This is a genomic window from Octadecabacter sp. R77987 (assembly GCF_042466115.1).
Lineage (GTDB): Bacteria > Pseudomonadota > Alphaproteobacteria > Rhodobacterales > Rhodobacteraceae > SW4.
This window is the reverse complement of the sequence record NZ_JAXHBQ010000001.1, coordinates 2021867-2034657: the sequence shown is the minus strand read 5'-3', so window position 1 is coordinate 2034657 and position 12791 is coordinate 2021867. Positions and strand designations below refer to the sequence as shown.

Below are 12791 nucleotides of genomic sequence, written 5' to 3'. Positions count from 1 at the left end.
ATTGAATGCCAATGCAAAGCGCGATCCGGCTGGTCTATCCGCCACAGTGCCTGATTTGTGACGCGCTAACCGAAACAGACTTCGCGCTGTGTGGTGATTGCTGGCGCGACACCGCGTTTATAGGTGGGCTGGTATGTGATTGTTGCGGCACGCCCCTGATCGGGGAGGATACGGGCGAACGCGAGGTGTGCGACGATTGTATCGCCACAGCGCGCCCTTGGGACCGGGGCCGCGCAACGCTGGTGTATCGTGAAACCGGGCGGCGGCTGGTGCTGTCACTGAAACACGGGGACCGGACCGATCTGGCGCGCCCGGCGGGCGTCTGGATGGCGCAAACGGCGCGTGATCTGATCAGCGATGCGACCGTGATCGTGCCTGTGCCGTTGCATTGGACACGCCTGTTGCAGCGCAAATACAATCAAGCGGCAGAACTGGCCAAGGCGCTGGGCCATGCGACGGGCCGCACCGTTTTGCCCGATGACCTTGTCCGCAGCGCGCGCACCCGTCCGCTTGAAGGTCACAGCCGCGACCAGCGGTTTGCGGCGCTGCAAAATGCCATTGCTCCGCACCCCAAACGCGGGGCGGCATTGAAAGGCAAGCACGTCCTATTGATCGATGATGTCATGACCAGCGGTGCCACCTTTGCCGCCGCGACCGAGGCCTGCCGCACCGCAGGGGCGCGTCAAATTGATGTGTTGGCCCTAGCCCGCGTGGTAAAGGATGCCTAAATAGGGGCAACGCTGCACGAAAGGCCCTTGCACATGAAACAAGTCGAAATCTACACCTCGCCGTTTTGCGGCTACTGTCACGCGGCCAAACGTCTGCTGAACGGCAAGGGCGTCGCCTTTGTCGAGGTGGACGTGATGGCAAACCCCGACCGCAAGGCCGAGATGATTCAGCGCGCCAATGGTGGTCGCACCGTGCCGCAAATCTTCATCGGGGATGAACATGTCGGTGGCAGCGATGAATTGCACGCACTGGAACGGTCCGGCAAGCTTGACCCGCTTTTGGCCGCGTGAAGGTCGCCCTTCTTCAGATTTGTTCCTCGGACGATCCGGACCGGAACACCGCGCTGGTGACGGGGATGATGCGCGATGCCGCCGCTGCGGGCGCACAGTTTATCCTGACCCCTGAAGTCACGAATTGTGTGTCGCTGGACCGTGCGCACCAACGTGCTGTTTTGCGACAGGAGCGGGACGATCCGTCACTTTTCGCCTTGCGTAACGCGGCACGCAACTTGGGTGTCTGGGTTTCCATCGGGTCACTGGCGTTGCGCACTGATGATCCTGATGGGCGGTTTGCGAACCGGTCGTTCCTGATTTCGCCTGTTGGCGACATCGTTGCGCGTTATGACAAGATCCACATGTTTGATGTGCAAGTGAGCACCGAAGAAACATACCGCGAGTCGGCGGGATTTCGGGCAGGCGATTGCGCCGTTCTGGCAGATACCCCTTTTGGAAAAGTCGGGCTGACGATTTGCTATGATCTGCGCTTTCCCCAATTGCACCGCACGCTGGCCCAAGCGGGGGCAGACATTTTGCTGATCCCCGCTGCATTCTCGCCAGTTACCGGCGCGGCCCATTGGGAACCGCTGTTGCGCGCGCGCGCCATTGAAACGGGCTGTTTTGTCTTGGCTGCGGCCCAAACCGGAACCCATGCCGCCACATCGGGGAAAAGCCGTTCAACGCACGGCCACAGCCTTGCGGTGTCGCCATGGGGCGCAGTTTTGGCCGATGCAGGCACGGAAACCGGAATCACAATCGTTGATCTTGACCTCGCAGAAGTGGCACAAGCACGGCAGCGCATTCCCGCGCTGAGACATGATGCGAGTTTTAGCGGTCCGGATGAATGATGTAACCGACAGCCTTGCGGTATCGCTTTTCAGCGAAATTCTGACCGTTGACCAGTTGGCGCGTAACCGCGTGGCCAAGGCCCTTCCCAAGGGAATGGAGCTGTCGCATTTTTCGGTCTTGAACCACCTTGCCCATACCCAAAGCGAGCGCAGTCCAGCGCAGCTTGCGCGCACGTTTCACCTGACGCGCGGGGCGATGACCAATACGCTGGGCAAGCTTGAGTGGGCCGGTTGGGTGCATATCCGCCCTGATTGGGAAGATGCGCGGCGCAAGATGGTGTCGATCAGCCCTTCGGGTCTGGCGGCGCGCGATGCGGGGCTGGCCGCGATAACGCCGCTGATTGCCGATGTCGTGAGCAAGGTTGGCGGCGAAAGGGTGCGCGCGGTTTTGCCGATCCTGCGTGAAATGCGGATCCGGCTTGCCGACGAAGGTTAGGGCCGCAGGCTTGCCGTGACATAGTTCACCGACAAATCCCGATCTGAAATTCGCCATGTCCATGCCAGCGGATTGAACTGAAACCCCTTGCGATCAACAGGTTTCAGGCCAGCCTGACGTAGCAAACCGAACAATTCATCGGGTGTGATGAATTTGCTCCATTCATGCGTGCCCTTGGGCAGCCAGCGCATGACCCATTCAGCCCCGACAATCGCCATCGCGAAACTTTTCGGGTTGCGGTTCAGCGTCGAGCAGATGTGCAACCCGCCGGATTTCAAAAGGTCATGGCAGGCGGTCAGATAGGCCAGCGGGTCAGCCACATGTTCGACCACTTCCATGTTCAACACCACGTCGAATTGTTTGCCGTTTTCAGCCATCGCTTCGGCCGTGGTGTGACGATAGTCGATCGTCAGGCCTGACTGTTCGGCATGCACCTGCGCGACGGGGATGTTGCGCGCGGCGGCATCAGCACCAACAACCGTGGCCCCAAGCCGTGCCATCGGTTCACACAACAGCCCGCCGCCACAGCCGATATCGAGGATTCGCAGGCCCGCAAAAGGTTGATCTGCGGTCAGGTCACGCCCGAACTTAGCGGCGATCTGGCGCGTGATATAGTCCAGGCGCGTCGGGTTGAGCATATGCAGCGGCTTGAACTTGCCCTCAAGGTCCCACCATTCGGCGGCCATCGCCTCGAATTTGGCGACTTCGGCAGGATCAACGGTATTGCGCGCAGCTTGCATTGCTTTTTTCCTCGTGACATCGCTGGGCATGGATCACGCCTCTGCGTGGGTGTATAGGACTAATATGGACAAGGTCTCAGGTCAAAAGCGCGCAGAGACGCGACTTTATCCGCCGATCGACCCTTTTGATCAGCGGATGCTGGAGGTTGGCGAGGGCCACCGGGTTTACGTTGAACAATGCGGGCGGGCTGACGGGATTCCCGTTGTTGTGCTTCACGGTGGTCCGGGCGGTGGCTGCAGCCCCGCGATGCGCCGCTACTTCGATCCAGATGTATATCGTGTGATCCTGTTTGATCAGCGCGGGTGCGGGCGTTCGCGACCACATGCAAGTGTCGCGGACAACACGACCTGGCACCTTGTGCGCGACATCGAACTGATCCGCACAACGCTTGGTATTGATCGCTGGATTGTCTTTGGCGGAAGCTGGGGCGCCACGCTGTCACTGGTCTATGGGCAAGAGCATCCAGACCGCGCGGCGGCATTGATCCTGCGCGGTGTTTTTCTGATGACCCAGCCCGAACTGGACTGGTTTTATGGTGGTGGCGCAGGACAGTTCTGGCCCGATCTTTGGCAAAAGTTCGCAAGCCTGGTGCCTGAAAGCGAACGCAATGACCTGATTGCGGCCTATCACAAACGCCTGTTTTCGGGTGATCAAGCGTTGGAAATCCGGTTTGCGCGTGCTTGGGCGACATGGGAAAATGCGCTTGCTTCGATCAGTTCCGATGGCATGTCAGGCGAAAGCCCCTCGCAGTATGCGCGTGCCTTTGCGCGGCTTGAAAACCACTATTTCCTGAACGCAGGATTTCTTTCGCGGGACCAACAAATCATGGCGCGGATGGACCGGATCAAGGATATCCCCGGAGTGATCGTGCAGGGGCGGTATGACATGATATGCCCGCCTCATTCTGCCTATCGACTGGCGCAGAACTGGCCCAAAGCGCGGCTGGAAATGATTGGACAGGCCGGTCACGCGCTTTCCGAACCGGGTATCACGCGCGAGTTGATCAACACGATGGATGCGATCGGGTCGCAGCGCACCAGCTTGGGCCTTTAGGGTTTACAAGTGGTCCCAAGCCGCTACGCTTGCGGAAACCTGCGGGGAAACGAACACTTGGACACTGTCCTACGAATTATAATTCAACGCTTGGCGCTGGGCCTTGTGACGCTTTTGGTTGTGTCGATCGTTATTTTTGTGGCGGTGAACCTGCTGCCGGGTGATTTTGCCGAACTGATCCTTGGACAAAGCGCAACGCCTGATGCGGTTGCATCAATCCGCCGTGATCTTGGTCTCGATCAAACGATGGTTGTGCGGTATTTCGACTGGCTTGGCGGAATGCTGACAGGCGATCTTGGCACCAGTTTCGCGCAGTTGAATTTTCAGACCAACCTTGGTGGTGGCGGGGGCGTGACCGTGGTCGAACAGATCGCGCCGCGCTTTTCCAACACGCTGTTCCTGGCGGGTGTCACGGCGATGATTGCCGTGCCGATTTCGCTTTTGCTGGGTGTGCTGGCCGCGCTTTATCGCAATTCGGCGTTTGACAAGTTCACCAACATCTTCACCCTTTCCAGCATCAGCAGCCCCGAATTTTTCATGGCCTATGTGCTGATCCTGTTTCTGGCGGTGCTGAACCCGATCCTGCCCAGCCTGTCCAATATCTATGAGGGCATGCCGCTGAGCGAACGATTCGAGAAATCACTTTTGCCGGCCCTGACGCTGACCTTGGTGGTGATGGCGCATATGATGCGGATGACGCGGGCCGCGATCATCAATTTGCTGGCCAGCCCTTATATAGAAATGGCGCGCCTCAAGGGGATGTCGCCTATGCGCGTGATCGTCAAACATGCGCTGCCCAATGCGCTGGCGCCGATCATCAATGTGATCGCCTTGAACCTTGCCTATCTGATCACCGGTGTTGTCGTGGTCGAAGTGGTGTTCGTTTATCCCGGCATCGGCCAACTGTTCGTCGATAGCGTGAAAATCCGCGACATTCCGGTGGTGCAGGCCTGCTGCCTGATTTTTGCCGCCGCCTATATTCTGCTGAACCTTACGGCTGACATCCTGTCGATCATCAGCAATCCCCGTCTGAGGCATCCGAAATGACCTGGTGGTTGTGGATCATTCTGGCGCTTGTCGTCATGGGCGCAGTTGCCTGGGCCATGCGCGCTGCGGGGCAGGCGGCCACGGGCAACGCGCCCGCGTTTCGCGACATGCCTTACGGCGTTGCATATGGATATGTTCTGGCAGCGGTGTTCGTCGCTGGCGTCATCTGGGCTTATTTGCAAAGCATGAGCGGTGAAGCCGCTGTCGCCAACAAGTTCTATTTCGTAGGGCGGGCAGTCGAAGGTTTCATTATCTTTGCCATCGCCGCCTATCTGTTCCGCATGCTTGGCCGCGCTGTCGGCACCCAGTGGTCGCGCAAGATGTTCCGCTCCATGCCGCTGACCGCATCCTTTGGGGTGCTTGTCATACTGGTCTATGCATTCGTTGCGATCTTTGCGGGGCTGCTGGCCCCCTATGGTCAGGCTGAAATTCTTCCGGTTGCCAATATCGTGCCCGGCGGAAATCCTGAACTGGGCGGTGATCCAAATCATATCATGGGGACCGACCAGATCGGGCGCGATGTCCTTAGCCGTTTGATCTACGGCGCGCAGAACACCGTTGGTATCGCGTTCGTGACGACCATGCTGGCGTTCTTTATCGGCGCATCACTTGGGTTCCTTGCGGCCACGCTGGGCGGCTGGCTTGACCAGTTGCTGTCGCGCGCTGTTGATGTGCTGATGGCGATTCCTTCGCTGATCTTTGCGCTTCTCTTGATGACGATCGCCAGTGTCTGGGCGCCGATCATTGGTATTCCGCTTACCTATTTCATGGTCGTGATCATTGCCGTGATCGACAGCACCCGCGTGTTCCGTCTGGCCCGTGCGGTCGGCGCGAATATCGTCGTGATGGACTATATCGAAGCGGCCAAATTGCGTGGCGAAGGGCTGCGCTATCTGGTGTTCAAGGAAATTCTACCCAACGCCACGGCGCCCTTGCTGGCTGAATTTGGCCTGCGGTTCTGCTTTGTGTTCCTGACGATTGCGGCCCTGTCGTTCCTGGGTGTTGGCATCCAGCCACCTCTGGCTGACTGGGGCACGATGGTGCGTGATAGCGCGTCCTTTATCAACTACGCCGCCTTTGCACCGACGGCTGCCTTGCCGCCACTGCTGGCCGCAGGCGCGATTGCCTTGCTGACCGTGGGTGTGAACTTTGTCGTCGACTGGATGCTGCACAAATCTTCGGGGCTGAAAGAATGACCGATCAGTTGCTGAAAATCCGAGGTCTCAAGATCGAAGGCCGGTCTGACGAAACCTGGAACCCGATCATCAACGGTGTCGATCTGGACCTGAAAAAGGGCGAAGTGCTGGGGCTGATCGGCGAAAGTGGTGCGGGCAAGTCCACGATCGGGCTGGCCGCGATGGGCTTTACCCGTGACGGCGTGCGCATTTCCGACGGGACGGTTGAATTTGACGGCGTTGATCTGGTCAAGGCTTCTGCTTCTGTCAAACGTAATTTGCTGGGCAAACGCATTGCTTATGTGGCGCAATCCGCCGCGGCCAGTTTCAACCCCGCGCATCGGATTATCGACCAACATACAGAAGCGCCGGTGCAGCACCGTGTCATGTCGCGCGCCGAAAGCATCGCGGACGGGATCGAGCTTTATCGAAAACTACGCCTGCCTGATCCCGACAACATCGGTTTCCGTTATCCGCACCAGGTATCGGGTGGCCAGTTGCAGCGGGCAATGACGGCGATGGCCATGTCGTGCCGCCCCGATCTGATCATCTTTGACGAGCCGACCACTGCGCTGGACGTGACCACCCAGATCGAAGTGCTGGCCGCGATCCGTGAAATCGTCGAGGAATACGACACCGCCGCAATCTATATCACGCATGATCTTGCTGTGGTCGCGCAGATGGCCGACACGATCAAGGTGCTGCTGCGCGGTGACGAGGTCGAGCAGGCGGATACCCGCACGATGCTGTCCGCCCCAACGCAGGATTACACCAAAAGCCTGTGGGCCGTGCGCAGTTTTGAGCGCCCCGCCAAGCCCGCCGTTGCAAGTGGCGCCGTGCCGGTTGTGTCGGTGAGGGGCGTTGATGCCGCCTATGGCAAGGTCAAGGTTTTGCATGATGTCGGCTTTGATATTCACGCGGGCCGCACTGTGGCTGTCGTGGGCGAAAGCGGGTCGGGCAAATCGACCGCCGCGCGCTGTATCACCGGGTTGTTGCCGCCTACGACGGGCGAGATTGCCTTTGATGGCAAGGTGCTGCCGGGGGATTATCGCAAACGCTCAAAGGATCAGTTGCGTCAGGCACAGATGATTTACCAGATGGCCGATACGGCGCTGAACCCGCGCAAGACCATTGGTCAGATCATCGGGCGACCCGTGCAGTTTTACACGGGGCTGACCGGAGGCGACCGCCGCCGCCGCGTCAATGAACTGCTTGAACAGATCGAGCTTGAGCCGGACGAGTATTTCAACCGGCTTCCATCGGAGTTGTCGGGCGGGCAAAAGCAGCGCATCGGGATTGCCCGCGCGCTTGCCGCCGAACCGAAATTTATCATCTGTGATGAAGTGACCAGCGCATTGGACCAGTTGGTTGCCGAGGGGATTTTGCGCCTTTTGGCCGATCTTCAGGATAAATTGGGCCTGTCGTATATGTTCATCACGCACGATCTGGCCACGGTGCGGGCCATTGCCGACGAAGTCGTGGTGATGAAAGACGGCCGCGTTGTCGAACAGGGTGAAAAAACTGCCATGTTCACACCGCCGCACCATGCCTACACGGATCTATTGCTGTCTTCGGTCCCTGAAATGGACCCGGATTGGCTCGATAATCTGCTCGCGGAACGCGGAGTTGATAACATTGGCGATGCTGCAGTTGATAAGATGTAAAACGAATCGCCCTCCATCGGGCGACTTAAACGACCAACAAGGGAGAATAATATGACAACGATGAACAGACGCGGACTTCTCAAGACCGGTGTCGCAGCCGGTGTTCTGGCCGCAACGGGCATGCCCCTGCGCGCACAAATGACACGCGGCGGCAAATTGACGGCGGGCCTTTCGGGCGCCAACACCAGCGATAGCTGGGATGCGCGCACGCACTCGGACATCTTCATGATTGCCTGCTGTCAGGGCGCTGTTTTTGACAGCCTGACCGAAGTTGCCGCTGACGGCAGCCTTGTTGGCGAACTCGCGGAAAGCTGGGAAGCCAGCGCAGATGCCAAGACCTGGACATTCAATCTGCGTCAGGGTGTGACATTCCACAACGGCAAGTCCTTTGGTGCAGATGATGTGATTGAATCCCTGCAGATGCACGTTGGGGAAGAATCCAAGTCGGCCGCCAAGCCGATTGTCGAAGCCGTGGCCGAAATGAACAAGATCACCGATCATCAGGTGCAGTTCGTGCTGGCAAGCGGCAACGCCGACTTCCCCTATCTGATGTCAGACTATCACATCATGATGTATCCCGCCGGCATGATCGAAGAGGCGATTGCCAACGGGATCGGCACGGGCCTGTATCAGGTACAGTCGTTCGATCCCGGTGTGCGCATGACCGCAACCCGTTATCCTGATCACTACAAAGGTGACAGCGCCGGTTTCTTTGATGAAATCGAATACATCGCGATCAACGACAACACGGCACGGATGAATGCGCTGATGACCGGTCAGGTCGACGCGATCAACCGGATCGACTTCAAGACCGAAGCGCTGCTGAACGCCAACCCGAATGTCCGCATTCAGGAAGTGACAGGCAACCAGCACTATACCTTCCCCATGTTGACAGGCACTGCACCGTTTAATGATGTGAACGTGCGCAAGGCGCTGAAATACGGCGTAAATCGTCAAGAACTGGTCGACAAGATCCTGCTGGGTCACGGGCAGGTTGCGAACGATACACCCATCGGCCCTGCAAACCCTTACTACATGGAACTGGAGCAGCTGGAATACGATCCCGATCAGGCACGTTTCTACATGCAGCAAGCAGGCCTTGACAGCATCGACGTCGATCTTTCTGCTTCCTCGGCAGCGTTTGAAGGTGCGGTTGATGCGGCCCAACTTTATCAGGCGTCTGCCTCGGCTGCAGGTATCAACATCAACGTCATTCAGGAACCGGCTGATGGGTATTGGTCGAACGTCTGGCTGAAAAAGCCCTGGTGTGCTTCGTATTGGTCCGGGCGCGCGACCGAAGACTGGATGTTCTCGACCGCCTACGAAGTCGGCGCGCCGTGGAACGACAGCCAGTGGGATCACCCGCGCTTTCAGGAGCTGTTGTTGGCCGCCCGTGCCGAACTGGACAGCGCCAAGCGCGCCGAACAGTATGGCGAAATGCAGATGATCCTGCGTGACGAAGGTGGCGTAATCATTCCGATGTTCGCCAACTACGTGCAGGGTCTTGCCACGTCGATCCAGACGCCGGAAACGGTTGGCAACCTCTGGCAGATGGACAATGGCCGCATGGCCGAGCGTTGGTCCAAGGCATAAGGCCAACCTGCCATTAGAAACGAAAAGCCCCGCCGTTTGGCGGGGCTTTTTGTCTTAGGCGGTCATGCCTGCTTCGGCAGCGCGCTTTTTCATCGTGCGCGACATCACAAGATACATCAGCGCAACACCGCACAGGAACGAGCCCGCACCAACAGTAATCAAGAGTCCATAATCCATCTTTTTCTCCAGTCTGGTTTCGTCTGACAGCGTGGTTAACGCGAGATTGCGGCAGTTTTTGGACATGTGCGCCAATCTACTTGCAGACTCACCCGAACCGCCCTATATCCGTTTTCAACAGCGGCGCGCTGGCTTCCACCCCCAGCGCCCACCGGAATTTCCAACGGGCCGCGCGCCCGTTTTTTTGTGTCTGGAGTAACCTTGTCTGATCTGATCGCCAAAGCGGCCATTGACCGCCGTATCGCCGAAATCATTGCTCCCGTCATCGAGGACATGGGCTATGAACTGGTGCGTGTGCGTCTGATGACGGGCAAGGAAAGCACCTTGCAGATCATGGCACAGAAACCTGAGGGCACCATCGAAGTTGACGATTGTTCCGACATCAGCACCGCCGTCAGCGCCGTTTTGGATGTCGAGGATCCGATTGTCGAGGCATATACGCTTGAGGTCAGCAGCCCCGGTATCGACCGCCCGCTGACCCGCTTGAAAGATTTTGACCAGTGGGAAGGCTTTGAGGCCAAGCTGGAGACCGACGAAATGATCGACGGTCGCCGCCGCTTCAAGGGGCAGATCGCTGGTACCGAGGGCGATGAAGTGCTGATCGAGATCGAAGACCACGGCGAAACCGTGACGATTGGTTTGAAATTTGACTGGCTGACCGATGCCAAACTGGTGCTGACGGATGACCTAATCCGTGACGTATTGAAGGGCCGCAAAGACGCGGGCCAAATTGACGAGAAACAATTCGATGAAGTGCAGACCATCGTGGATGGGACTGATGAGGAGAACGACTGATGGCTATTACTTCCGCTAACCAGCTTGAGCTTTTGCAAACCGCCGAGGCTGTTGCGCGCGAAAAGATGATCGACCCAAATCTGGTTGTCGAAGCGATGGAAGAATCGCTCGCCCGTGCTGCGAAGTCCCGCTACGGCGCGGAAATGGACATCCGTGTTCATATCGACCGCAAGACCGGCAAGGCAACGTTCACCCGTGTGCGCACGGTTGTCGACGAGGAGGAGCTTGAGAATTATCAGGCCGAGTTCACCGTCGAGCAAGCCAAGGAATACATGGAAAACCCCGAAGTGGGTCAGCAGTTCATCGAAGAAGTGCCCCCCGTTGAAATGGGGCGCATCGCCGCGCAATCGGCAAAGCAGGTGATCTTGCAAAAAGTGCGCGAAGCCGAGCGCGACCGCCAATACGAAGAATTCAAGGACAAGGCCGGCACCATCATCAACGCGCTGGTCAAGCGCGAGGAATACGGCAACGTCATTGTTGATGTGGGTGCTGGCGAAGCAATCCTGCGCCGCAATGAAAAGATCGGTCGCGAAGCGTATCGCCCCAATGACCGTATCCGCTGCTACATCAAGGAAGTGCGCCGCGAACAGCGCGGTCCGCAGATTTTCCTGAGCCGCACCGATCCACAGTTCATGGCCGAATTGTTCAAGATGGAAGTGCCCGAGATTTACGAAGGCATCATCGAAATCAAGGCCGTGGCCCGCGACCCCGGCTCGCGTGCCAAGATCGCCGTGATTTCCTATGATGGCAGCATCGACCCCGTGGGTGCCTGCGTTGGTATGCGTGGTTCCCGCGTGCAGGCCGTTGTGAATGAATTGCAGGGCGAAAAGATCGACATCATTCCTTGGAATGAAGACATGCCGACCTTCCTTGTGAACGCGTTGCAGCCCGCCGAGGTGTCCAAGGTTGTTCTGGACGAAGAAGCCGGCAAAATCGAAGTTGTCGTGCCCGAAGAACAGCTGTCGCTGGCGATTGGCCGTCGTGGTCAGAACGTGCGTCTGGCTTCGCAGCTGACCGGTCTCGACATCGACATCATGACCGAGGAAGAGGAATCCAAGCGTCGTCAGGCCGAATTTGAAGTCCGCACCAAGCTGTTCATGGACAAGCTGGACCTTGATGAATTCTTTGCCCAGCTTCTGGTTTCCGAAGGGTTCACCAATCTTGAAGAAGTCGCCTATGTCGAAGTGGACGAACTTCTGGTGATCGACGGTGTCGACGAAGATACCGCCAACGAATTGCAGGCCCGCGCCCGCGATGTCCTGGAAGCCGCGAACAAGGCCGCCCTTGACCATGCCCGCGAGTTGGGAGTCGAGGACAGCCTTGTTGCATTCGAGGGTCTGACACCCCAGATGATTGAGGCCTTGGCCGAAGACGGCGTGAAAACGCTTGAGGACTTTGCAACATGTGCCGATTGGGAACTGGCCGGTGGCTGGACGACCGAAAACGGCGAACGCGTCAAAGATGACGGCGTGCTTGAAAAATTCGATGTTTCGCTGGAAGAAGCACAGGACATGGTGATGACGGCCCGCGTAATGCTGGGTTGGGTTGACCCTGCTGATCTTGTTGCTGAACCTGACGACGACGCAGAAGAACTGGAGGCGGAGGCCTGATCGCAGGCCTTCGAGGGCGCGACATGGCACGAGGTGGTCAATCCAGAAAACGGGACGAACCGGAGCGCAAGTGCATCGTCACAGGCGAGGTCCAGCCAAAGTCGGGGCTGATCCGGTTTGTTGTCGGACCCGAAGATTCTGGTTTTTGCCGATGTGTTCGACAAGTTACCGGGTCGCGGGATGTATGTGACGGCCGAACGTGCGGTGCTTGAAAAAGCGGCAAAGGGGCAGTTTTCGCGGTCTGCGAAACAGCCTGTGAACGTGCCTGACAACCTTGTGGACGAGGTGGAGCGCCAGCAAGTGCGCCGCGTGGTCGACCTGATCGCGATGGCCCGCAAGGCCGGATATGCGGTTTGCGGGTTTGAAAAAGTGAAAAGCTGGCTGGCAGGTGGCGCGCGCGTGCGTGTTTTGCTGCAAGCCAGCGATGGTTCTGAACGGGGGAAGGCCAAGTTGTGGACCCCCGAAGGTGCCCGGTTCTTTGGCTGTTTGACGGCACAGGAATTGGGTTTGGCATTTGGGCGCCAAAGTGTGATACATGGCGCGCTCGCGGCTGGTGGACTCGGCAATCGTGTTGTAGAGGAAGCCACAAAGCTGAAAGGCTTGCGCGAGATTGACGGTAGCGACAGTGCTGCCGGGAAGGATAAGTAG

At 58.1% G+C, this 12791-nt stretch carries 13 protein-coding genes and 1 pseudogene; 12 read left to right on the top strand and 2 right to left on the bottom strand.

The annotated features are described in order from the left end of the window. Positions 1-5: 5 nt before the first annotated feature. The 4 genes from SJY21_RS10295 to SJY21_RS10280 are packed head-to-tail and all read left to right on the top strand — an operon-like array spanning position 6 to position 2288. Positions 6-728 carry a ComF family protein gene (locus SJY21_RS10295; protein WP_377509931.1) on the top strand — a complete coding sequence of 241 codons (723 nt, stop codon included), beginning with the start codon at positions 6-8 and terminating at the stop codon, positions 726-728. 33 nt (positions 729-761) lie between these two features. After that, the gene (gene grxC / locus SJY21_RS10290) at positions 762-1019 is read left to right on the top strand and encodes a glutaredoxin 3 (RefSeq protein ID WP_377509928.1); all 258 of its coding nucleotides are present in this window, start codon (positions 762-764) and stop codon (positions 1017-1019) included. Continuing rightward, positions 1016-1852: a carbon-nitrogen hydrolase family protein gene (locus SJY21_RS10285; RefSeq protein WP_377509925.1), complete on the top strand. Its 837-nt coding sequence runs from the start codon at positions 1016-1018 to the stop codon at positions 1850-1852. The genes grxC and SJY21_RS10285 overlap by 4 nt, the downstream gene beginning before the upstream one ends. Then, entirely contained in the window at positions 1845-2288 is a 444-nt protein-coding gene (locus tag SJY21_RS10280) for a MarR family winged helix-turn-helix transcriptional regulator (protein ID WP_377509922.1), read from the top strand. The genes SJY21_RS10285 and SJY21_RS10280 overlap by 8 nt, the downstream gene beginning before the upstream one ends. On the opposite strand, the gene ubiG is transcribed toward SJY21_RS10280, so the two are convergent. Further along, the gene (gene ubiG / locus SJY21_RS10275) at positions 2285-3028 is read right to left on the bottom strand and encodes a bifunctional 2-polyprenyl-6-hydroxyphenol methylase/3-demethylubiquinol 3-O-methyltransferase UbiG (protein ID WP_377509920.1); all 744 of its coding nucleotides are present in this window, start codon (positions 3026-3028) and stop codon (positions 2285-2287) included. The two genes, SJY21_RS10280 and ubiG, sit on opposite strands and share 4 nt — an antisense overlap. 64 nt (positions 3029-3092) lie before the next feature. On the opposite strand from ubiG, the gene pip reads away from it, so the two are divergent. From pip to SJY21_RS10250, 5 genes are read left to right on the top strand one after another with little or no spacing between them, the layout of a single operon-like run. After that, the gene (gene pip / locus SJY21_RS10270) at positions 3093-4082 is read left to right on the top strand and encodes a prolyl aminopeptidase (protein ID WP_377509917.1); all 990 of its coding nucleotides are present in this window, start codon (positions 3093-3095) and stop codon (positions 4080-4082) included. 57 nt (positions 4083-4139) lie between these two features. Next, a complete protein-coding gene (locus SJY21_RS10265) occupies positions 4140-5129 on the top strand; it encodes an ABC transporter permease (protein WP_377509914.1) in 990 nt (329 codons plus the stop codon). Then, positions 5126-6325 (top strand): ABC transporter permease, encoded by a 1200-nt coding sequence (locus tag SJY21_RS10260; protein ID WP_377509911.1) that lies wholly within the window; start codon positions 5126-5128, stop codon positions 6323-6325. Before SJY21_RS10265 ends, SJY21_RS10260 begins: the two co-directional genes overlap by 4 nt. Then, a complete protein-coding gene (locus SJY21_RS10255) occupies positions 6322-7968 on the top strand; it encodes an ABC transporter ATP-binding protein (RefSeq protein ID WP_377509908.1) in 1647 nt (548 codons plus the stop codon). Before SJY21_RS10260 ends, SJY21_RS10255 begins: the two co-directional genes overlap by 4 nt. A 51-nt stretch (positions 7969-8019) precedes the next feature. Next, entirely contained in the window at positions 8020-9561 is a 1542-nt protein-coding gene (locus SJY21_RS10250) for an ABC transporter substrate-binding protein (RefSeq protein WP_377509905.1), read from the top strand. Between the two features lie 54 nt (positions 9562-9615). On the opposite strand, the gene SJY21_RS10245 is transcribed toward SJY21_RS10250, so the two are convergent. Continuing rightward, a complete protein-coding gene (locus SJY21_RS10245) occupies positions 9616-9738 on the bottom strand; it encodes a hypothetical protein (protein WP_377509902.1) in 123 nt (40 codons plus the stop codon). 201 nt (positions 9739-9939) lie between these two features. Here SJY21_RS10245 and rimP point away from each other — a divergent pair, with 201 nt between their 5' ends. From rimP to SJY21_RS10230, 3 genes and pseudogenes are all read left to right on the top strand, one after another. Then, positions 9940-10533, top strand: coding sequence for a ribosome maturation factor RimP (rimP, locus tag SJY21_RS10240; RefSeq protein ID WP_377509898.1), 594 nt, complete (start codon positions 9940-9942; stop codon positions 10531-10533). Continuing rightward, complete coding sequence (gene nusA / locus SJY21_RS10235; protein WP_377509895.1) at positions 10533-12143, top strand: transcription termination factor NusA; 1611 nt, start codon at positions 10533-10535, stop codon at positions 12141-12143. The genes rimP and nusA overlap by 1 nt, the downstream gene beginning before the upstream one ends. Before the next feature lie 23 nt (positions 12144-12166). After that, positions 12167-12791: pseudogene (locus SJY21_RS10230) on the top strand (RNA-binding protein).

What these genes read in the sequence shown, in the direction of transcription:
- pip (WP_377509917.1), top strand. Translation starts at nt 3,093, where the DNA reads ATGGACAAGGTCTCAGGTCAAAAGCGCGCAGAGACGCGACTTTATCCG.
- SJY21_RS10280 (WP_377509922.1), top strand. Translation starts at nt 1,845, where the DNA reads ATGAATGATGTAACCGACAGCCTTGCGGTATCGCTTTTCAGCGAAATT.
- SJY21_RS10245 (WP_377509902.1), bottom strand. Translation starts at nt 9,738, where the DNA reads ATGGATTATGGACTCTTGATTACTGTTGGTGCGGGCTCGTTCCTGTGC.
- SJY21_RS10255 (WP_377509908.1), top strand. Translation starts at nt 6,322, where the DNA reads ATGACCGATCAGTTGCTGAAAATCCGAGGTCTCAAGATCGAAGGCCGG.
- grxC (WP_377509928.1), top strand. Translation starts at nt 762, where the DNA reads ATGAAACAAGTCGAAATCTACACCTCGCCGTTTTGCGGCTACTGTCAC.
- ubiG (WP_377509920.1), bottom strand. Translation starts at nt 3,028, where the DNA reads ATGCAAGCTGCGCGCAATACCGTTGATCCTGCCGAAGTCGCCAAATTC.
- nusA (WP_377509895.1), top strand. Translation starts at nt 10,533, where the DNA reads ATGGCTATTACTTCCGCTAACCAGCTTGAGCTTTTGCAAACCGCCGAG.
- SJY21_RS10295 (WP_377509931.1), top strand. Translation starts at nt 6, where the DNA reads ATGCCAATGCAAAGCGCGATCCGGCTGGTCTATCCGCCACAGTGCCTG.
- SJY21_RS10260 (WP_377509911.1), top strand. Translation starts at nt 5,126, where the DNA reads ATGACCTGGTGGTTGTGGATCATTCTGGCGCTTGTCGTCATGGGCGCA.
- SJY21_RS10250 (WP_377509905.1), top strand. Translation starts at nt 8,020, where the DNA reads ATGACAACGATGAACAGACGCGGACTTCTCAAGACCGGTGTCGCAGCC.